17 protein-coding genes and 1 tRNA gene are annotated in these 19,203 nt (G+C 40.3%); 11 read left to right on the top strand and 7 right to left on the bottom strand.

Features of this window, described 5'->3' with window-relative positions:
- Nucleotides 1-32 precede the first annotated feature (32 nt).
- The 4 genes from IA57_RS03570 to IA57_RS03585 form a co-directional block, all read right to left on the bottom strand.
- The gene (locus IA57_RS03570; protein ID WP_036119520.1) at nt 33-623 is read right to left on the bottom strand and encodes a HupE/UreJ family protein; all 591 of its coding nucleotides are present in this window, start codon (nt 621-623) and stop codon (nt 33-35) included.
- A gap of 67 nt (nt 624-690) precedes the next feature.
- Entirely contained in the window at nt 691-3,210 is a 2,520-nt protein-coding gene (locus IA57_RS03575) for a TonB-dependent receptor (protein ID WP_229730296.1), read from the bottom strand.
- Entirely contained in the window at nt 3,194-4,099 is a 906-nt protein-coding gene (locus IA57_RS03580) for a FecR family protein (protein ID WP_036119277.1), read from the bottom strand. The genes IA57_RS03575 and IA57_RS03580 overlap by 17 nt, the downstream gene beginning before the upstream one ends.
- A 53-nt stretch (nt 4,100-4,152) precedes the next feature.
- Nucleotides 4,153-4,674, bottom strand: coding sequence for an RNA polymerase sigma factor (locus IA57_RS03585; RefSeq protein ID WP_036119280.1), 522 nt, complete (start codon nt 4,672-4,674; stop codon nt 4,153-4,155).
- A gap of 105 nt (nt 4,675-4,779) precedes the next feature.
- On the opposite strand from IA57_RS03585, the gene IA57_RS03590 reads away from it, so the two are divergent.
- The 7 genes from IA57_RS03590 (at nt 4,780) to IA57_RS03620 (ending at nt 9,269) form a co-directional block, all read left to right on the top strand.
- Complete coding sequence (locus IA57_RS03590) at nt 4,780-5,850, top strand: hypothetical protein (RefSeq protein ID WP_036119283.1); 1,071 nt, start codon at nt 4,780-4,782, stop codon at nt 5,848-5,850.
- 18 nt (nt 5,851-5,868) lie between these two features.
- Nucleotides 5,869-6,336 (top strand): hypothetical protein, encoded by a 468-nt coding sequence (locus IA57_RS03595; protein WP_229730297.1) that lies wholly within the window; start codon nt 5,869-5,871, stop codon nt 6,334-6,336.
- 111 nt (nt 6,337-6,447) lie between these two features.
- Nucleotides 6,448-6,828, top strand: a complete 381-nt coding sequence (locus IA57_RS03600) for an OB-fold protein (protein WP_036119286.1) — start codon at nt 6,448-6,450, stop codon at nt 6,826-6,828.
- Between the two features lie 18 nt (nt 6,829-6,846).
- Nucleotides 6,847-7,437, top strand: coding sequence for a T9SS type A sorting domain-containing protein (locus IA57_RS12310; protein ID WP_084176713.1), 591 nt, complete (start codon nt 6,847-6,849; stop codon nt 7,435-7,437).
- Between the two features lie 49 nt (nt 7,438-7,486).
- Nucleotides 7,487-8,338: a DUF5777 family beta-barrel protein gene (locus tag IA57_RS03610; protein WP_036119290.1), complete on the top strand. Its 852-nt coding sequence runs from the start codon at nt 7,487-7,489 to the stop codon at nt 8,336-8,338.
- 11 nt (nt 8,339-8,349) lie between these two features.
- On the top strand, nt 8,350-8,709 hold the full coding sequence (locus tag IA57_RS03615; RefSeq protein ID WP_036119293.1) for a hypothetical protein: 360 nt from the start codon (nt 8,350-8,352) through the stop codon (nt 8,707-8,709).
- 17 nt (nt 8,710-8,726) lie between these two features.
- On the top strand, nt 8,727-9,269 hold the full coding sequence (locus tag IA57_RS03620; protein ID WP_036119531.1) for a YceI family protein: 543 nt from the start codon (nt 8,727-8,729) through the stop codon (nt 9,267-9,269).
- 57 nt (nt 9,270-9,326) lie between these two features.
- Here IA57_RS03620 and IA57_RS03625 read toward each other — a convergent pair whose 3' ends face one another.
- Together IA57_RS03625 and IA57_RS03630 are read right to left on the bottom strand one after the other, a co-directional pair.
- Nucleotides 9,327-10,481, bottom strand: a complete 1,155-nt coding sequence (locus tag IA57_RS03625) for a porin family protein (RefSeq protein ID WP_036119295.1) — start codon at nt 10,479-10,481, stop codon at nt 9,327-9,329.
- Between the two features lie 78 nt (nt 10,482-10,559).
- Nucleotides 10,560-10,641 (bottom strand) — tRNA-Leu (locus IA57_RS03630).
- 143 nt (nt 10,642-10,784) lie between these two features.
- Between IA57_RS03630 and IA57_RS03635 the strand changes: the two genes are divergently transcribed.
- From IA57_RS03635 to IA57_RS12315, 4 genes are all read left to right on the top strand, one after another.
- Entirely contained in the window at nt 10,785-11,726 is a 942-nt protein-coding gene (locus IA57_RS03635) for a ribose-phosphate pyrophosphokinase (RefSeq protein WP_036119296.1), read from the top strand.
- Nucleotides 11,727-11,749: 23 nt separating this feature from the next.
- The gene (locus tag IA57_RS03640; protein ID WP_036119299.1) at nt 11,750-12,388 is read left to right on the top strand and encodes a 50S ribosomal protein L25/general stress protein Ctc; all 639 of its coding nucleotides are present in this window, start codon (nt 11,750-11,752) and stop codon (nt 12,386-12,388) included.
- 146 nt (nt 12,389-12,534) lie between these two features.
- Nucleotides 12,535-13,101 (top strand): aminoacyl-tRNA hydrolase, encoded by a 567-nt coding sequence (gene pth, locus IA57_RS03645; protein WP_036119534.1) that lies wholly within the window; start codon nt 12,535-12,537, stop codon nt 13,099-13,101.
- A 90-nt stretch (nt 13,102-13,191) separates the two neighbouring features.
- Nucleotides 13,192-16,023 carry a M43 family zinc metalloprotease gene (locus IA57_RS12315; RefSeq protein WP_051880966.1) on the top strand — a complete coding sequence of 944 codons (2,832 nt, stop codon included), beginning with the start codon at nt 13,192-13,194 and terminating at the stop codon, nt 16,021-16,023.
- Nucleotides 16,024-16,466: 443 nt separating this feature from the next.
- Here IA57_RS12315 and IA57_RS12320 read toward each other — a convergent pair whose 3' ends face one another.
- Nucleotides 16,467-19,196: a T9SS type A sorting domain-containing protein gene (locus tag IA57_RS12320; RefSeq protein WP_051880967.1), complete on the bottom strand. Its 2,730-nt coding sequence runs from the start codon at nt 19,194-19,196 to the stop codon at nt 16,467-16,469.
- Nucleotides 19,197-19,203 lie beyond the last annotated feature (7 nt).

The raw sequence follows: 19,203 nt of genomic DNA on the forward strand, positions 1-19,203 counted from the left end.
ACCATATGGAAAGTTTTCACAAAACTTTAGGCTTATGCTAGAAAGTCGCTTTCTAATATCATGGGGATAACCAAACCAACAACTATAGCCGAAATGACCATAATCCAATCTCTTTTAGAGAACCTAAAAATGGTTTGCATGATGTACCCCAGTATTAAAACCACAAAAACAATAATGATTTGTGCTATTTCTATGCCCAAAGCAAATTCGACTAAGGTAAGCAGTTTGTTGTCGGAGCCGCCCACAAGCATTCTAAACTCCCTGGCGAATCCCAAACCGTGCACCAACCCAAAAAACAACGTGGTAAAAAACAGAACCCCAACGCGCTCTTTTTGGGCGCCTTTTCCTGCTGTAAACACATTAAAAAGCGCTACTATTAAAATAGAAATTGGGATTAAAAACTCGACCAACTGCCCATTAACACGAACCACGCTATAAGCGGCCAATATTAAGGATAACGTATGCCCTACCGTAAATGTTGTAACCAAAAGCAAGACCCGCTTCCAGTCTTTAAATAAATAAGGCACTGTTAAAACAATTAAAAAAAGAACATGGTCGTAACCATTGATGTCCAATACATGATTTATACCATATTTTACATTAAACCAAAAATTATCGAGCATGGTAATTGTTATTAGGGTTGCACCAAAAATACATTTAATAACGAAAAATAGCATTATTTAACACGGATTAAAAATACGCCCTAACAAAAACATTTGGGGTTATGCCCAAGGACTTTTGAGTATAAGCCTTTACCTGACCATTTTCTACCCTATAAAACTTATTAATTTCATTGTCTTTATCGAATACATTCCAAACTGAAAAACCTACTTTCCCTCTTGATTTTCTATGCAATTTAAAATCGTACAGGGCAGAAACATCCATTCTTAAATAGTCTTGTAATGCTGCTTGGTTTGTTTTGCCAAATACCACTGCATTGTCTTGAGGAGTATTTTCTGCCGGTACGGATATGGGTTTTCCCGTATGCCAATTAAGTCCTGCCGAAACAGATAAATTGTTATAACTGTAAACCCCACCTAAAGTAATTGTATGGGTAATGTCGAAATTACTAGGAAAATCCTCCGGTTCTAAATCTGGAAAGGCATACAAATTTGTCATGTACGAATACCCAAGCCAAACGTTCATGTTTTTTATTTGTTTTCGGGTTAAAAAATCAATCCCGAAAACGTTATAATGCCCTATAGCCTTTACAAACTCATATTGGTTTTGAAACCCCTGACTTTGGGTGGTTATCCCATCTACAAACTTACAATACCCATCAACACTCACTAAAAATCCTTTGCGGTTATAGTTTATCCCCAAGCCACCCTGTTTGCTCCGAATAACCGGGACATCTTGATTGTTGGATAGTTGCCAACGCCTTTTTTCTATTCCTAAAAAATCGTTTTGGAAATTAATTAGCTGCGACATGCTTTGGTGCTTAAACTCTCCTAACAAGGCGACAGAAAAATAATCCGACAATTTATAATTAACACTCAGTCTAGGCTCTAAAATGCTCTTTTTAAACTTTGTTAAATAATCATATCGCAATCCAAATTGAGCATTTAGTTTGTTTTTAACGCCCTTGTAACTCATTTGGGAAAATGCCCCATGACTTCTTAAAACTTCAGAAATAAGCAGCCTGTAAATAGGGGTGTCTACATCGTCTAGATTACTTACTTTGGTCTCTACAAAGTGATAGCCAAACAAAAGGTTTAAATGATGTCCTATGTTTTTGTTGCCTTTTAATTTAATGCTGGTTTCCGAGATGTTGTTTTCCTGCAAATACCTCTGGCCATCTATAACGTTAACGTTAACCGATTTTAAGTTGTAATCTGTTTCGTAAACATCCAATTGGGTCTCGAAGGTTTTACTCCATTGCCTCGAGTAATGTATAGCTCCGGCAATGCTTTTTTGCGTAAGCTTACTCTCTCTAGACGTTTGAAGTCCGTTAACACTGGCATTTTCATTAAATGTCAAGGCGTTATTAACATAAATTACATTTAGCCGCAACCGGTCCTTTTTACTGGGTTGGTAAAGCCACCGCAAGGAGGCATCGTGAAAATCAAATTGCTTATCCGAACTTGTTCCTCCTTCCATGCCTTCAACTTCAGAATCTTGCGAAATCCTTTCAAAAAACGCCCTGTAAGTTGGTGTTTTTACAAGGTCGCTAATAGACTTTCTCACGGCTACCTGCACAGACGATTTTTCACCCAAAGGAATGTCGCCAAAGGCATTTGCATCTATTAAGCTCAGTCCAAAATTGGCCCTAAGCCCAGAGGTTATTTCAGGATTGGATTTCATTGAAATGGTTCCGGAAACGCCATCGGTAAGAGCTGCATTAGTACCGTTTTTAATTAACGAAACCTGCTCGGTAATTTGAGGATTGTAAATGGAAATAAGCCCAAAAAAATGACCCGATTGATACATTTTTATGCCGTCCCAAAGAATTAAGTTCTGATCGTTAGCACCGCCTCGAATGTTAATGTTCGATACGGTTTCATTAACACTCATAACCCCAGGAAAAGCTTGGATGGAATGCAGCACATCGGCATCGACCAGACCCGGTAGGATATCAAAATCGGAAAAATCGATGTTAAACGCGCCGCTACTAACCTTATTCACCCCTTTGACCAAAAAATTTGAAATCACAACCTCGTTCAAGGCCTGTAAATTTGGCTTAAGCAGCACCTCTCTACAACCCTTTAACATAAACTCATCGGCAAACCTCACCAAAGTACCATATCCCAAATGCCGTAGTGTAATTCTAGAAAATTGATTTTCGACCTCTATTTCGAAAAACCCCAAATCGTCACTAACCACATAATTGCCCGAAACTTGTATTGTTGCACGCGTTATGGGCTGTTTTGTATTGCCATCTAAAAGGTAGCCGCAAACCACCAACCTCTCTTGCCTTTGTATCAAAATAAACGCCCCATTCATGACCAAATAATTCAACCCGGTGGTCGTTTTTAAAAAGGCTAAGGTTTCTTGTAAAGTATAATGTTTAGGGGGCACTGGTGTTTTTATTCCTGAAATTACATCTTCGGCATAATTAAACTGAACCTCATGCTGCTCTTGAAGCAAAACAAGAACCTCTACCAAGGGCATTGCTGCTTTTTGCTCCGCTGGATTTTGTGTAAATCCCGAGAACGAAAAGCATAAAACAAGTAAGCAAACAACCCTCTTCTGGTTAATTGTTATTGGCATGTATGACAACTAATTTATCTGGCCCAATTTTGTAGGTCATGTTCATTGGGGTGGTTATTGAGATTAAGGCGCTTTCTAAATTCTCATGGGTAAACCCACCCGAGAAAAGCCGTTCTGGACCAACAGGTTTAAATTCTACCTCAACACCATATTGCCGCTCAAGCTCTGCCAGCACGTTCTTAAAAGGAACCTTATCGAAGCTACTCACGTTTTCCAACCACTTTGGGGCGCTTTCGGAGGTGTTCCCTGTTGTAAATTTTTGATGCATTAAACGGTAGGTTTCCCCTTTTACCAACTGCCTTACAATAGTATCTGACGCTACTCTAACTTGACCTTCGTAACAAACAACCTCAAAATAATCCTGACGCTGCCTTACATTAAACTGTGTTCCTACTACGGTTACCTTTCCTTGTTTGGTAACAACATCAAATGTCTGTCCGGGGTTTACCTTAAAAAAGGCCTCCCCTTTTAACAAAACCTCCCGATGCTTGTCCCAGTTACGCTTACTAAAAGCAATTTCGGAATAGGCGTTTAAGACAACTACAGACTGGTCTGGCAAAACTACTTGGGTCTTTTCGGCCACTTTTGTGTTTATTTCGGAGGGCGAATAATACAAAAACGCAGCAAATACCCCTAGGGCAACAATCAGCACAGCAGCAACCCGCCACATAACACTAATGCTTAAACGCTTCGGTCTAGAATGTGCTGCACAGGCTTGCTTTAACGCTTCAAAAGAATGACGTTTATCCGCGCTATTCGATTTAAAACGTTGAGCTGTTTCTATAATTTTTTGGTAGGCCTTAAAATCTGCTGTTTTTTCAAAAGCGGTCTGCTCAGCTTCACTCAACTCATGATTTAGCCATTTTTTTAAAAGGTCGTCTTGATCCATAACATATTATTCAATCTATTATATAACAACTGTAACCGCTTTTCTCCTGATTGTTATGCCTTAAAATGTTCTAATGCAGCTTTAAAAATCTTAAAAGCACTATAAATCCTGTACTCCACAACTTTTTGGGTAACCCCCAGCATGTTGGCTATTTCTTTGTGTTTTTTCCCTTCAACTTTGCTCAACAAAAAGGCCACGCGCTGTTCTTCACTTAATTGTTGCAAAACCTGCTGGTACCGTTTTAAGTACTCATCCTTTTCCAACAGAAACTGCGGGGTTTCCTGGGTGTGCACCTTGGGTGTTGCTTTCTGGTAGTTTAAAACCACTTTTTTATGCTTAATTGCATTGCGCATTAAATTATTGGCCACGGTAAAAAGAAACGCCCTCGCTTTGCCAAACGCCACCTTGTTGCAATTTTCCCATAGGGTTACAAAGGCCTCTTGAACCTTATCTTCAGGAGTTAAATCCTCGCCATACTTATAATACAAAAAATCGTAAAGGTCCTTTGAGCAGGCGTTGTAAACACGCTCGAAAACGGGTTCTTCACATACGTTTTGTGGCAAGTCTTTTTTCAATGGGCTTTTAATTACAAAACTAAAGGTATCGATTTTTTTTAGATTTTTTTCAGGAGTTTTTTAAAGTGGGTTGTTTTATTAACAAACAGCACCAAGACAATCAACATGATAAAAACATCGTATTTACTGCTTTGGCTTTTTAGTCTCTCCATAATCTTAACCGCTTGCAGAAAAGAGGAAATGGAACTTATAGAAACCCCTAATGACGACACCCTAAACCCGTCGTCTAGCGTAGCCAGTGTCATGAAAAAAGTCGCCATGAAAGACGGCTCTTCAGATAATATTATTGATCGGGCCAACTGCCTAACCGTCGAGCTGCCAGTTACGGTAATTGCCAACGGCATAACCCTAACCATAAATACGACATCGGACTACAACGCCATTGAAGCCATTTTTGATGACTCTTTTATTGATGTTGATACCTTAGATATTATTTTCCCCATTAACATTATACGAAACGACCACACTACGGTTACCGTAAACAACACAACAGAGCTAAGCGCTTATGCTGCAAGTTGTAACGGCGAAAATGAATTTGATGACGACATTGAGTGCATCGATTTTCAATACCCTCTAAACATTGCGGTTTTTAACATTAATAACGAATTAATCTACACGGACAGCTTGACAAATGATTACGACATGCACACATTCCTGGCTTCGTTAAGCACAGACATTGTTGCTCAATTCGAATTTCCAGTTACTTTGTTACTCCCTAACAATACGGTAATTACCGCCAATACATTTTCTGAAATTGAAACCAGCATTCTAAACCATATTGATGATTGCGATGAAGACGATGATTACGATTACAACGATGATGATTGTCCCGACTGCACCCCTATATACGTTATAGACATTTTAACGGGATGCTCCGATTGGGTGGTTGAAAAACTTGAACGAAACGGCAATGACTACGACGACCTTTACGCAGGCTATACCTTTAATTTTTACACCAACAACACCATATCGGCATACTATTCCGGCAACACCGTTTACGGCACTTGGACTGCCGACGAAAACAATGGTGTTACCACATTAACAATAGACATCCCTTCTTTACCATACTGCAACAACAACTGGACTTTACACGAGGTTAGCGCCCCACCAGGAGAAACCAAAGTTGACTTGCGGGTTGGAGACGACCGGATTAGGTACGAAAATTTTTGCAATTAACCATAAACCAATACCACAATGAAACATCATTTTTCTTACGGCCTTGTACTTTTGTTGAGCCTTACCTTACTTTCATCAACATGCTCATCGGATGACGATGATGGCGTACCCAACAACAACACACAAGCCATTAGCAACATTGCCAGATCTGGACACTGGACGATTACGAGTTTTATAGACTCTGGCCAAAACGAAACCCACCATTTTAACGGCTACACCTTTAATTTTGGTACTGGCGGAACTTTAACCGCTACCAACGGCACCAGTACCCTACAAGGAACTTGGTCGGTAACCACTAGCAATAGCAATGACGATAGCAACAACGATCTGGACTTTAACATCTTTTTCCCGGTAGACGACAACCACCCGTTCGAGGACTTAAACGACGACTGGGATATCGCCTCGTACAACACCTCGCTTATCGATCTTATAGATATAAGTGGAGGCAATGGCGGTACAGACACTTTAACCTTTGAAAAACTATAAATATGAAAAAGAAAACCAGCCCCATCCCAAATCAAACACAATAGTTTCTAGGCAACAAACTGCCCTAGAAGCACAAAGCGTTCTAGGGCAATTTATTAAAAATCACGACTCATGAAAAAAATTGGAATCATTATCGTTTTATTAATCGCAATAGGGCTTATAGGCTACAATTATGTTTTTCAAGAGCATAGAAATATTGAATCAGAACCCCCTTCGCACACATTAACATCAAAACAAGTGGCTCACGAGTTTTCTATTGATCCAGAAACCGCGGAAGCCAAATACCTGAATAAAACCATAGAAATTACGGGAATTATTTCTGAAGTCTCCCCTAACGAAATCGTCATCGACAACACCGTTGTTTGCCTATTTCAAACCCCAACAGAACAAGACCTTCAAACAAAACAAGACATTAAAATAAAAGGGCGCTTTATAGGCTACGACAACTTGCTCGAGCAAGTTAAACTAGACCAATGCTCAATAATTTATTAACTCTAAAAACCTTGTATTATGAAATCTAAATTACTTCTGTTGGCATGCATCTTTTCAGCAATGGCTTTACATGCACAGACCACCTATCACCTTAACTGGGAAACCGGTTTTAATAGTCCAGAATCCGATTTAACCATTGACGTTGGAGATACCGTGATTTGGACGTGGACAGACGATTTGCCACATACGGTAGAAAACGACCCCGACAACTCTGTAGAACCTTTTGAGAGTGGCTTTTTAACAGGATTGGGGCAAACCTTTATGCACACCTTTACCGTTATTGGTGTAAACGACTACATTTGTGGCGTTCACTCGAACATGTACGGCACCATTACCGTTGAAGAAGGCCTAGGTGTTAATACCATTAATGCCAGCACTTTTAACATGTACCCAAACCCCACCTCATCCTATTTTAAAATGGCCTTTACCAACACCTTAACACAAGGCACGATTACCGTATACAACCTGTTGGGAAAACCTGTATTCAACCAAGACATCCATGCTAACAAAACATTGGACATTCCTGTGTCTGCCTGGGCAAAAGGCATGTACTTGGTTAAGGTGTCGTCTAACGCCGACACCACTATTAAACGTCTTGTAATACAGTAATAACCCTTGCCTGTCACAATTTAGTGGCAGGCTTATTTTTTAACAGACTATGAAACCAAAACTATTATTATTACTGCTCTGCCTTCCTGTTTTGGGCTTGGCCCAAGAGGATCTCTTGAGTGAGATCGACACGACCACAACAACCGACCAAGCCGTTAGTGCGACATTTAAGGGCCTTAAGGTTGTTAATTTTGAATCGACAAAATTGGTCGCTAAAAAAGAATTTACCTTTATTGTTGCCCATCGTTTTGGAAGCGTTAAATACGGGTTTGATACTTTTTTTGGGCTGGACGATGCCGTTACCAGACTAAATTTTATCTATGGCATTTCAGAGGCCTTTAATGTAAGTGTTTCAAGAAGTTCCTACCAAAAAATTTATGAAGGTGCTATTAAATACCGATTGCTACAACAAGCCCCCCAAGGGTTTCCTTTTACCATTGTAGGCTACAACGCCATTTATATAAACTCATCGTTAGAGCAAGACAACCTTCCCAAACTAAAATTTAAACACCGTTTGGGATATACTTTTCAAGCACTAATTGCCAGAAAGTTCAACAAAAACCTTTCCTTAGAAATAGCCCCTACCCTTTTTCATGACAATTATGTGGTAATTAACGAGCAGGACAACACCCAATTTGCTTTGGGACTGGGCGGGCGCTATAAATTAGGAAAAAGATGGTCCCTAAACCTAGACTATGGCTGGCACCTAAACAGGGCTGATAGCTCGCCGTTTAAAAATCCTTTATCGGTTGGTATTGATCTAGAAACTGGAGGGCATGTTTTTCAAATGCATTTTACCAATGCACAACCTATGAATACCAATATGTTTTTAGGTCAGGCCACGGGAGATTGGCGTGATGGCAACATCTATTTCGGATTTAATTTAAGTCGCGTGTTTTAAAAAAAAGAACCATGAAAAAATTAGCTGTATTCTTAGTATTTTCCAGTCTACTAAACTGCACCAATACAAGTGAAGAAGATCTTATAGATCAAACACCGCTTGAACAGGGCGAGATAATCACCTATACTGTTCATGTTAAACCTATTATAGATGCCAATTGTTTAAACTGCCATGGCACGCCACCTACCAATGGCGCCCCAATATCCTTAGCGACATACAACCAAGTAAAACAGGCCGTAGAGAACAACAACCTTATTGGCAGAATCTCATCGCAAGACCCCGGTTTTCTTATGCCCTTAGGTGGGCAAAGACTACCCCAAAATCTTATTGACCTTATTATACAATGGGACAACGACGGATTACAGGAATAATTAAAAAAACAAACATCATGAAAAAGATTGTCTTACTAATCATCCTTTTTGGGCTACAAACCACGGCGCAAAACAAGTACCTAACCAAAACAGGACGTGTAGCATTTGAGGCTTCCGTACCTTCGTTTGAAGAAGTTAAAGCCGCTAACCAAGGCGTTACAGCCATACTTAATAGCGACACCGGAGCGTTTGCAGCCTTAGCGCTTGTTAAGGGATTTCGGTTTAAAAATGCTCTTATGGAAGAACACTTTAATGAAAACTATGCCGAGTCTGAAACATACCCCAAGGCAACCTTTAAAGGCAACCTAGAAGGCAGCAACCTTGCTAAAATTGAAAACGAACACACCTTAACCATCTCTGGCGAATTGACCTTTCATGGAAAAACTAAAACCCTAAACAACATTAAGGCAATCGTTACAAAAAACGGAAGCAACATTGTACTAACAGGGCATTTTACGGTATTGGCAGCAGACTTTAACATCAGCATCCCGAAAATAGTAAGGAACAAGGTCGCCGAAACCGTAAAAATAGATTTCGAATTTAACCTCGCCCCAAAATAAGCCCTGTTTAACCAAGCCTTAACTACGAATCAAATGCAAAAGAAGGTCTCTTCTGCTTTAAAAAAGGATGTACGTCGCTTTAATTTGAAACCCATTTAAGGTATATTGGCTCGTTTTTTCTGTTACAAGGCTACGGCTACTAACTTTAAAATCAACCTCTGGAAGATAACTAAGAGCGACATCTATTTTATGTTTACCTAAATTAAGATAAAACCCAGCAGATGCCGACAAACCAAAACCATTTTCTGTTTTGTACTTCATAAGCGGGGCGCCAATTTGGTTCCCTTGCGTATATAAGTATGAATTTAGCACAAAAACTGTACGGCCGCTAGCCCCTAAATAAGGTTGTATGGTACTGGATATGTTTTTAAAAGTGAAACGCGTTCCAGCTGCCACTTCAATATAGGATGCTTTTCCATCGATATAAGTTGAATTGGCAAAAGTGCTAAACTTATTGCCGAAAAGGTAATCTACCGATGCGATGAACCCTAATTGCTTTTTAATTAAATTTGAATTAAAATATACTTGTGCCCCAACAACTGGCGTTCCAAAGCTATTAGACACCCCTGGAGAAAGGTCCTCAAAAGACGATTTCATAAAATTATACCCTACCGAAATTCCCAATTCTAAAAACTCATTTGGCTTGTTAACCTCTTCAACAACCTCATCGGCAATTTGCACATCATCAGACAGGTTACAGTTATTGTAAATAGCTATAATGTCTTTCACTTGTTTTAACGTTAATTTATTCACATTTAAATAAGCCTCATTTTGCGCCGCTTTACATTTATTTATAAAAACCGATAACGTAGAAAACTCGAACTTATTCAACTCCAATCCATCGACCACTTTTTTAGGAAACTCGCGAATCTCGTAATCATCGTTCTCTAAATAATACATTTGTTTACCTTTAAAAAGAGACAGGTTACCTATCACGATTGGCTCAAATAAAGAAGGCTTACCCTTATAATTCTTAACGGCATACAAAACATCATCAACTCGCACTTTATTTACATTAATCAAATTCTCCTCACCACTATCACCAACATGATTAACCGTTCTTATGCGGCTTGCCAAGTCGCCATAATCATCAAATTTTAAAACAATTTTTTTTAATGATTTGGTTTCTCCATTGCTATAAAAAATCGTGTTTTGAGAGAAGCTTACCGTTGAAACAAATACAAACACGAGCGTAAGAATAATTCTTGTCATTATTAATGAGGTTAAGTTTAAAAAAGGCTAAATATAAAATTAAAAAACGGGCATAAAAAATTTTATGCCCGTTTAAAGTACCTTGGGTGGGAATCGAACCCACACTCCCGAAAGAACCGGATTTTGAATCCGGCGCGTCTACCAATTCCGCCACCAAGGCAAATGGATTGCAAAATTATAAAATAATTCATTATCTACAATTAAAATAGTGGCTTTTATACTTTTACAAACAAAATAAATTCATAAATTTGCACCTCATTAAAAACAACTCAATTTTTTAAGACTCAATAACAGAACGTTACAATGACTGAAATTAAAACCAAGGCCAAAATATTTGCCTGCTCACAAAGCCAAATATTAGCTGAAAAAATAGCCAAAGCTTACGGCGAAGATCTTGGAAAAGTAATTACATCTACGTACAGCGATGGCGAATTTCAACCCTCGTTCGAAGAGTCGGTGCGTGGCGCACGGTTGTTTTTAATAGGCTCGACCAATCCAGGCCCAGAAAACCTTATGGAAATGCTCCTTATGCTAGATGCCGCCAAGCGCGCCTCGGCCAGACACATTACGGCCGTTATGCCATACTTTGGTTGGGCCAGACAAGACCGTAAGGACAAACCACGGGTTCCTATTGCAGCCAAATTAGTAGCCAAAATGCTAGAAACCGCTGGTGCTACTAGAATTATTACTTTAGATCTGCATGCCGACCAAATTCAAGGCTTCTTTGAAAAACCGGTAGACCACCTATTTGCCTCGACCATCTTTTTGCCTTATATCCAACAAATGGGGTTAGACAACCTGACCATTGCTTCACCAGATATGGGTGGCTCTAAAAGAGCATATGCCTACTCTAAAGCACTAGAAAGCGATGTAGTAATTTGTTACAAGCAAAGAGCCAAAGCCAATGTTATCTCACACATGGAACTTATTGGCGATGTTACAGGCAAGAACGTAATTTTAGTAGACGACATGGTCGATACCGCCGGCACACTAACTAAAGCCGCCGATGTCATGATGGAAAAAGGTGCCAAAAGCGTTAGAGCCATTTGTACCCACCCTATTTTATCTGGCAATGCTTACGAAAAAATAGAAAACTCACAACTTGAAGAACTTATTGTTACCGACTCTATTCCACTTAGCCGAGAGAGCCGTAAAATAACTGTTCTAAGTTGCGCCGAGCTTTTTGCAAGTGTGATGCACAATGTGCACCACAACAAGTCGATAAGCTCGAAATTTATCATGTAATTAATAAACATAAATAATAACCCATGAAATCAATTACGATCAACGGATCTAAAAGAGAAAGCGTAGGCAAAAAATCAACAAAAGCCTTACGTAATGCTGGACAGGTTCCTTGCGTATTATACGGAGGAGACACACCAGTACATTTTGCAGCTGATGAAATCGCATTTTCTAAACTGGTTTACACCCCTAATGCACATACAGTTGTAATTGAACTAGATAACGGCGAAACCTATAACGGTGTATTACAAGACATCCAGTTTCACCCTGTTACAGACGCCATTTTACACATCGACTTCTACGAGTTACACGAAGGCAGACCAGTTACTATGGAAGTTCCTGTACACTTTGTAGGAAACTCTAGAGGTGTTAAAGCCGGTGGTGTATTACGTAAAAACTCACGCCGATTAAGAGTAAAAGCACTTCCTAAAAACTTACCAGATTTTATAGAAGTAGACATTACACCAATGAGAATTGGAAACAAACTTTATGTAGGTGACTTACAAAATGAGCTATACCGCATTATGCACACAGACAACACCGTTGTATGCCAAATAAAACGTGCAAGATTAGCTATGGCCATGGCCGCATTAGACGATGAAGACGAAGATGAAGACGATGCAACAGCAGATGCACCAGCAGCAGAAGGAGAGGCTCAAGAATAACCCCAACTTCTGAAAACTTTTTAAAAAAGCATCCTGAAATTTTCTGGATGCTTTTTTATTTTTACAAAAAACTTTTAAGCTTGAACATCTGCAACTTCATTTTTAACCTTTTCAACAAACCTTCAAAAGAAGACACACAAACAAATATGAAAAAATCCCTTATTGTTGGCTTGGGAAACATTGGCGAAAAATATAGTGACACCCGACACAACATTGGCTTTAAAATACTGGACTACCTCGCCGAACAAGAAGCGCTTACCTTCGAAACAAAAAAATTAGGCGACATGGCCACCTTTAAGTACAAGGGTCGGCAAATGCTACTCCTAAAGCCAAACACCTACATGAATTTAAGCGGCAAAGCCGTGCAGTATTGGTTAACAAAAGAAAAAATTGCACTAGAAAACCTTCTGATTATTACAGACGACCTAAACCTTCCCTTTGGCACCATTAGGCTAAAAGCCAAGGGCAGCGATGGCGGCCACAATGGCCTTAAAGACATTCAAGACAAGCTAAACACAACCAAATACAGCCGCTTTAGATTTGGCATTAGCGACAACTTTAACCAAGGCCACCAAGTCGATTACGTTTTAGGAAAATGGTCTGCCCAAGAAAACAGCGCATTAGAAAACCGGTTAAAAGTGGCCTTAGAGGCCATAAAGTCTTTTGGCACAACAGGCATAAACAACACCATGAACAACTTTAACGGCAAATAAACTTTTAACATTTTTATCGCTATTTTGTTAGTGTTTTTTGTAATTTTAGCGCCTTTAAACTTACTATTGTACAAAAAATAACTACAAATCATGAAAAAAATTACTTTGGCACTTTTTTCAGCAGCTCTAATTGGAGGCGTTTCCAATAGCTTTGCCCAGAAAAAAGCCCCCAATTCGAACAAACAAAGCAGCCAAGACCAGATTGCGTTAACCCAATCTAACCTTCGCAGCATTGAAGAAACAGGCGTTATTAGATGTCTTACAGACGAAAACGAACTTTTATTACAAGCTAAATACCCAAACCGCGCTAACAATCAAGAATTCGAAGCGTGGTTGGCTCCAAAAGTCCAAGAAGTAAAAAACAACTTGGCAAACCGAAACAACAGCCAACAGGTCGTTAAAACCATTCCTGTAATCTTCCACATACTTACAGATGGTGCTGGCTCTGAAAACCTATCGCAAGCAGCTGTTCAGGCACAAGTTGACCAATTAAATATAGACTATGCCGACTTAGCCGGTAGTACATACGCCGTGTCTGCAGATGCCGAAATTCAATTTTGTTTAGCACAACGCGATGAAAATGAAGGCCAATTAGCAGAAGCTGGTATTAATAGAATAACCACTTGGGGAGATGACTCGCTTACAAGAACCGACTTTGAGAACACCATAAAAGCAGCCACGCAATGGGACCCAACCAAATATTTAAACATTTGGGTTGCACGACAAGTTACTAGCCCTAGTGGCGCTTTATTAGGGTATGCTCAATTCCCTAGTGGCTCCGGACTTTCAGGACTTAACGATAATGGCGGCCCTGCCAACACAGACGGGGTTGTGGTTATTGCTAGCTCTGTAGGCTCTATCGCAAATCCAAACCCGTTTGGAGGGAGTACTGGAGCTGGTAGAACATTAACCCACGAAGTTGGCCACTGGTTAGGCTTAAGACACATTTGGGGTGATGGCGGCTGTACTATTGATGATTTTTGCGCCGATACACCAGCAGCAGCTGGCTCTAATTTTGGTTGCCCAACCGGTGCTGATTCTTGTGCTTTTGGCAACACTGACCCAGACATGATAGAGAACTATATGGATTATACCGATGATGGATGCATGCACACCTTTACCGCTGATCAGGTAGCACGAATGACAGCCGTAATGAACAACTCGCCAAGACGTATGGAGTTGGCGTCTTCTACAGCCTGCCAACCAGCCGCACCAACGGTAAGATTTGGTTCAACCAGCCCAGGAAATATTAACGAAGGGAGCAGCTGTAACTACCAAGATTACACCATCGATTTAACAATCACCCAAGCACCTTCTGCTAATGCCGTAGCATCTTTAGTTAATAACGGAACAGCTGTTTTAGGTTCAGATTTCGAATTGTTAAACAATTCCGTAACCTTTACCGCTGCAAACACGACTCCTAGCAACAATATTACGTTACGCATTTACGAAGACGGTTTGTTTGAAAACGATGAAACCATAAGCTTAAGCATTAACATAAACACCACTGGCGATGCTGTTGGTAGTGCACTTTCTTACGATCTTAATCTTGAGAATGACGATATCCAAACCACCGAAAATGCTACCCAAGTAATTTTTGAAGACGGTTTTGAAACGTATACCGATTTTACAACCAATCCTATTGGCGGCTGGACCATGCTAGATCTTGATGGAGATGGCACTTATGGGCACGAAACCAGCGATTGGACTAATGAGCATTACGACGGAACCTTTATGGTATTTAACCCAAGCCAAGCAGCACCTTCGTTAGCAGGATCTGAGTGGGACCCACACACAGGAGATAAAGGCTACTACTGCTTTAATTCTACTGGAAATGTTAGTGGAACACCTGCCAATAACGATTACATCTTTACACCACAAATCTCACTTTCGGGCACTGGATCTGAATTGAAATTTTGGGCCAAGTCTATTACAGACCAATGGGGCTTAGAGCGTTTCCAGGTAGGAGTTTCTAATACAGACACCAACCCTACAAGCTTTGAGTATTTAACGCCGTTCCCATATGCACAAGCACCAACTACATGGACCGAGTACACTTACGACTTATCAGATTACGATGGTCAAGACATCTATATTACCTTCCACGTGGTTTCTACAGATGCTTTTGTATTTATGTTAGACGATGTATCGGTTACCACCCAAACGTCTATAACCGTACAAACAGCAATCAACAGCGCAACATCTTTTGAGGCTCTAATTCCAGGTTCTGGTACCGCCTATGCAAGAGATAACGCTTCTGCAAACATTATGCTAGACATTACATCTAACACCGACCACAACTACGGTTGTGTAGAAGCCTACGTTTCTAACGATGCGGCTACAGCAGGTGCCGATGCCATCTCGTACGGAGGTAGCACAGACCCTGTTGATTTTGTTATGGCTAAAATGTTTACAATTACTGCTGCCAATACAAATACCTCTGCAAACAGCGCAATTGATTTTTACTTTACCGAAAGTGAAATTGCCGCTTGGGAAACTGCAACTGGAAACAGCAGAACGGCGCTTCATGTTAAAAAGGAAGGCACAAACGAAGTTTCTACCTTAACAAGCACCGCATTTGGCTCAGACCACAAGTTGTCTGGATCTTTTAGCACAGGTATTGATGGTACTTATGTTTTTGGAACCAACCAAGCCTTGCTATCTGTAAATCAAGTAACCCTTGAAAACAGCTTGTCGCTATATCCTAACCCAACATCTGGCGTGTTAAACATTAAAACAAGCAACAACATGCAACCAGAGCAGTACACCATTTACAACATGTTAGGACAAGTAATTGCCAAAAGAGCGATTACAAACCAAAACGACTTAACCATTAACACAAGTGCGTTAAGCAATGGTATGTACTTTATAAAACTTACTAAAGGAACTAACGAAGCGACCTTACGCTTTATGAAACAATAACCACAAACACCTTTAGGGGTTAAAAAGCGGGCTGTGAAAATTCACAGCCCGCTTTATTTTTTCACAGAAACAAGCTAAACCCCACTACGCTATAGGGTCAGGCTAATTATATCGGTGTCGTAGTATTAAAGACTATTAACCCGTTTTATAATGGGCTTTTATCTCTGTATTACTTCCCTAATACACCATGAAATATACTAACTGAAATGCTTTAAACCTACCACCACTTTAGCTATTACAACATCACTCAACCGTTCGCAACAGAATGCACAACAACAATAAACGCTTAGCTTGTAAGGCTGAAAAATACACTGCCACTTATACTGTTAAAAACACCTTGCCTTAATTCCTCCTTACATTAGACTTCTAATAGTCTGGCACATAATAAAAAAGGAATGGCTTTCGCCATTCCTTTTCTACTTTAAACTTACTCATGCGTTAAACTACTTAACGATCAGCTTTTTTGTTATGGTACTGTTTCCGCTAGACACTTTAAGCACATACATGCCAGATTGTGCATGCTCAAGATCTATTTCCTGGCTAAACTCTGATCCGCCGGAAAACACCTGATCATATATGCGTCGCCCTCTAATATCAAACACCTGTACCGCGACATCGTTTTGTCTTGTGTTATTCAACCCTATAATAAACGAGCCATCATTTGGATTAGGCCATATTGAAAAGTTCGAAATTTCTACCTCTTCAACAGATAATTCTGGCGCCACACAAACCTCTAAAGACCACGAGCTTAATTGCCCGCCATCTTGATTAAAAGCATCTACTACTTTTAACGTCCAATCGCCCTGAGCATCTTCTCCATTAAATGCGGCAAGGGCACTTTCTGGTAAATACAAATTGCCATCTGTTGGCGGACAAGGCAAGGCCGAACTGCTTGCTGCATCATCAAACCCTACATTAAAATTATCTTCATTAAAACAAATGTCTGAAAAAAGCACAACCTCAGTTCCCAAAGGACTTATAAGACTAAAGGTTAAATCGCTAATCCACGTATGGGTTCCTGTAATGTTAACAATATTCACATCGGTTACTTCACCTGTTGTTGGTATGTTAATTATGGATGTGTATTCGTTTCCTGCTCCAACTGGCGAGATGGTGACAGGCGTTGTATTGGCCAAGGTCGTACAGCTAGGGCAATCGTCTCCTTGCAATACAGTTATATAATCTGTTATGGTCATACTATCGCTACCATAGGAGTTAGACACCTGCAATGTTACATCGTAGGTTCCTGCTGCAGAATAGGTTACCGTAGGGTTTTGGTCGTTTGAAGTTGCTGGTGTTCCACCTTCAAATGTCCATGTCCAAGAGGTGGCATCTGGTATGGTTTCATCCATAAAGCTAACTGTATTGTCGGTATCTATACACAGTGTTGGCGTATCTGCACTAAAAGCGGCAACCGGTGGCCCAGGTAATGCTGGCAGTGTATAACCACAAGCAGTTAACGATGTATGTATAATTGCGCGTTGTGCCTCTGTATAGTTTAGGTTTATTGCTGCTTGGTAAACCGCATTGGCAGCATCGTTCTGGCTAGAGGAGTCATTGGTCATGCCTAAGCCTTCATAAAAAATGGTATCCATTTCTTGTTGTCCTATTTGGTCCCAAATACCCATAAGGCAGGTGGCCCAAATTTGACCATCGGTATGTATTTGCCCAACCAAACCACCTGGGTAGGTTGCAGCATGCGCGGTTGTTCTTCCGCCCCAACACACATTATGACCATCCCAGTTAAACACCCAGTTATACTGCGGGTCTGAAGATTGCCAATTGTTTAAACTTCTGTTATAAGACTGTGCCACATAATCGCCGCTACCTTCACTTAAACCTTCTACCTGCGACAAACCGCCCACGGTTACCCAATCGTGTAGGCCATGCCCCAACTCGTGATGTATCACATCTGAATCTTCGGCATCATCAACACAACCTTCTCCAAAGGCCAATTGTCCCGTTCCTGAGGTATAATAGGAATTATCTGCGCCTCCAGCGCCATGGGGATCGTACTTTACGCCTCCTGTATACTGATAGGGCATTAAAGTAATCCCTAAGGTGTTGTTAATGTAATTCATTAAAAAATCGATGTGATAATAGGCATTTACGGCTTCAAAAGCTTGGTCTTGGCGTGTATAGCTAAAATCTGATGATGCTTGTGTAAACAAACCTGTATTGGGCGTATCAAAATCAACAATCTGTGCTCTTGGCCCTACCAACGAATATTGCCCTGCAGACAAAGTAATGTCGTTAAGGGTTACGGCAATTCTAGCATTGTTTAATTCGGTGGTATTGGCATCGTTTCCATCTACATAGCCACCGCCATACGAAACTTGGTTAGACGACAATGGATCAGGATTGAAAACCATACCGTTACCCGTAGCATTCATTACAGCCATAGTCTCCTGCTTAGCCGCTGGTTCATGGTCGCAGTGTTCGTCATGTTCACCACCATTATTTCTACAGTAATGCCTTCCGTCTACGACTTTAAAAATCTCTCCCGTTTGGGCATCTACAAACACATGCCACTCCCCAAAAGGATTGTTGGTCATAATTACGACTTCGTGAGCAAATCGCGACATTTTATTGTTGGCGTAAACAACTAAGTTATTCGCCTCGTAAAGAATAGACGATTGAACATTTAAATACGTCTTAGCCAAGGTAAACGCTTGGTCTGCTGTAATACTCTGCTGTAAATTTACATGCTTAATGCGCTTAAAGGTATTTAAAACCATTACCACCTTGTTTTCAGGAGACATACTAATGGTCACTTCGGCTTTGTTCACCGGATATCCATCAATAAATTGGCGATAACGCACCACCGATCCCGAAAGACTTGTTCTGGTTGCATGGTGTTGTAATTGCTGTAAATTTTCTTTAGAGAGCCCCAGTGTTTTATGTTGCTCTTGCAAGTAAAACATAGCGGCTTGCTCTGGCGTACCGTCAATAGCCTGATAATTCATGCCGTAAATTGCAACCGGATAACCAGAATTTTGGTCTATACGCTTGTTGCCCTTCATTACAGAAACAATTTGCTCGTCTTTTTCTAAAGATATTTCAAAAGGCCTTTGGGCTTCTGGCTTTTGGGCTAAAACTGGTTTAATTCCAAAAAAAAGAAACACAACAAAAGAAACCTTAAAAATTCTTTGATTAAAGTATTTTTTTCTCATTTTTTAA

Source organism: Mangrovimonas yunxiaonensis (genome assembly GCF_000733475.1).
Taxonomy (GTDB): Bacteria; Bacteroidota; Bacteroidia; order Flavobacteriales; family Flavobacteriaceae; genus Mangrovimonas; species Mangrovimonas yunxiaonensis.

What these genes read in the sequence shown, in the direction of transcription:
- IA57_RS03570 (WP_036119520.1), bottom strand. Translation starts at nt 623, where the DNA reads ATGCTCGATAATTTTTGGTTTAATGTAAAATATGGTATAAATCATGTA.
- IA57_RS03575 (WP_229730296.1), bottom strand. Translation starts at nt 3,210, where the DNA reads ATGCCAATAACAATTAACCAGAAGAGGGTTGTTTGCTTACTTGTTTTA.
- IA57_RS03580 (WP_036119277.1), bottom strand. Translation starts at nt 4,099, where the DNA reads ATGGATCAAGACGACCTTTTAAAAAAATGGCTAAATCATGAGTTGAGT.
- IA57_RS03590 (WP_036119283.1), top strand. Translation starts at nt 4,780, where the DNA reads ATGATAAAAACATCGTATTTACTGCTTTGGCTTTTTAGTCTCTCCATA.
- IA57_RS03595 (WP_229730297.1), top strand. Translation starts at nt 5,869, where the DNA reads ATGAAACATCATTTTTCTTACGGCCTTGTACTTTTGTTGAGCCTTACC.
- IA57_RS03600 (WP_036119286.1), top strand. Translation starts at nt 6,448, where the DNA reads ATGAAAAAAATTGGAATCATTATCGTTTTATTAATCGCAATAGGGCTT.
- IA57_RS12310 (WP_084176713.1), top strand. Translation starts at nt 6,847, where the DNA reads ATGAAATCTAAATTACTTCTGTTGGCATGCATCTTTTCAGCAATGGCT.
- IA57_RS03610 (WP_036119290.1), top strand. Translation starts at nt 7,487, where the DNA reads ATGAAACCAAAACTATTATTATTACTGCTCTGCCTTCCTGTTTTGGGC.
- IA57_RS03615 (WP_036119293.1), top strand. Translation starts at nt 8,350, where the DNA reads ATGAAAAAATTAGCTGTATTCTTAGTATTTTCCAGTCTACTAAACTGC.
- IA57_RS03620 (WP_036119531.1), top strand. Translation starts at nt 8,727, where the DNA reads ATGAAAAAGATTGTCTTACTAATCATCCTTTTTGGGCTACAAACCACG.
- IA57_RS03625 (WP_036119295.1), bottom strand. Translation starts at nt 10,481, where the DNA reads ATGACAAGAATTATTCTTACGCTCGTGTTTGTATTTGTTTCAACGGTA.
- IA57_RS03635 (WP_036119296.1), top strand. Translation starts at nt 10,785, where the DNA reads ATGACTGAAATTAAAACCAAGGCCAAAATATTTGCCTGCTCACAAAGC.
- IA57_RS03640 (WP_036119299.1), top strand. Translation starts at nt 11,750, where the DNA reads ATGAAATCAATTACGATCAACGGATCTAAAAGAGAAAGCGTAGGCAAA.
- pth (WP_036119534.1), top strand. Translation starts at nt 12,535, where the DNA reads ATGAAAAAATCCCTTATTGTTGGCTTGGGAAACATTGGCGAAAAATAT.
- IA57_RS12315 (WP_051880966.1), top strand. Translation starts at nt 13,192, where the DNA reads ATGAAAAAAATTACTTTGGCACTTTTTTCAGCAGCTCTAATTGGAGGC.
- IA57_RS12320 (WP_051880967.1), bottom strand. Translation starts at nt 19,196, where the DNA reads ATGAGAAAAAAATACTTTAATCAAAGAATTTTTAAGGTTTCTTTTGTT.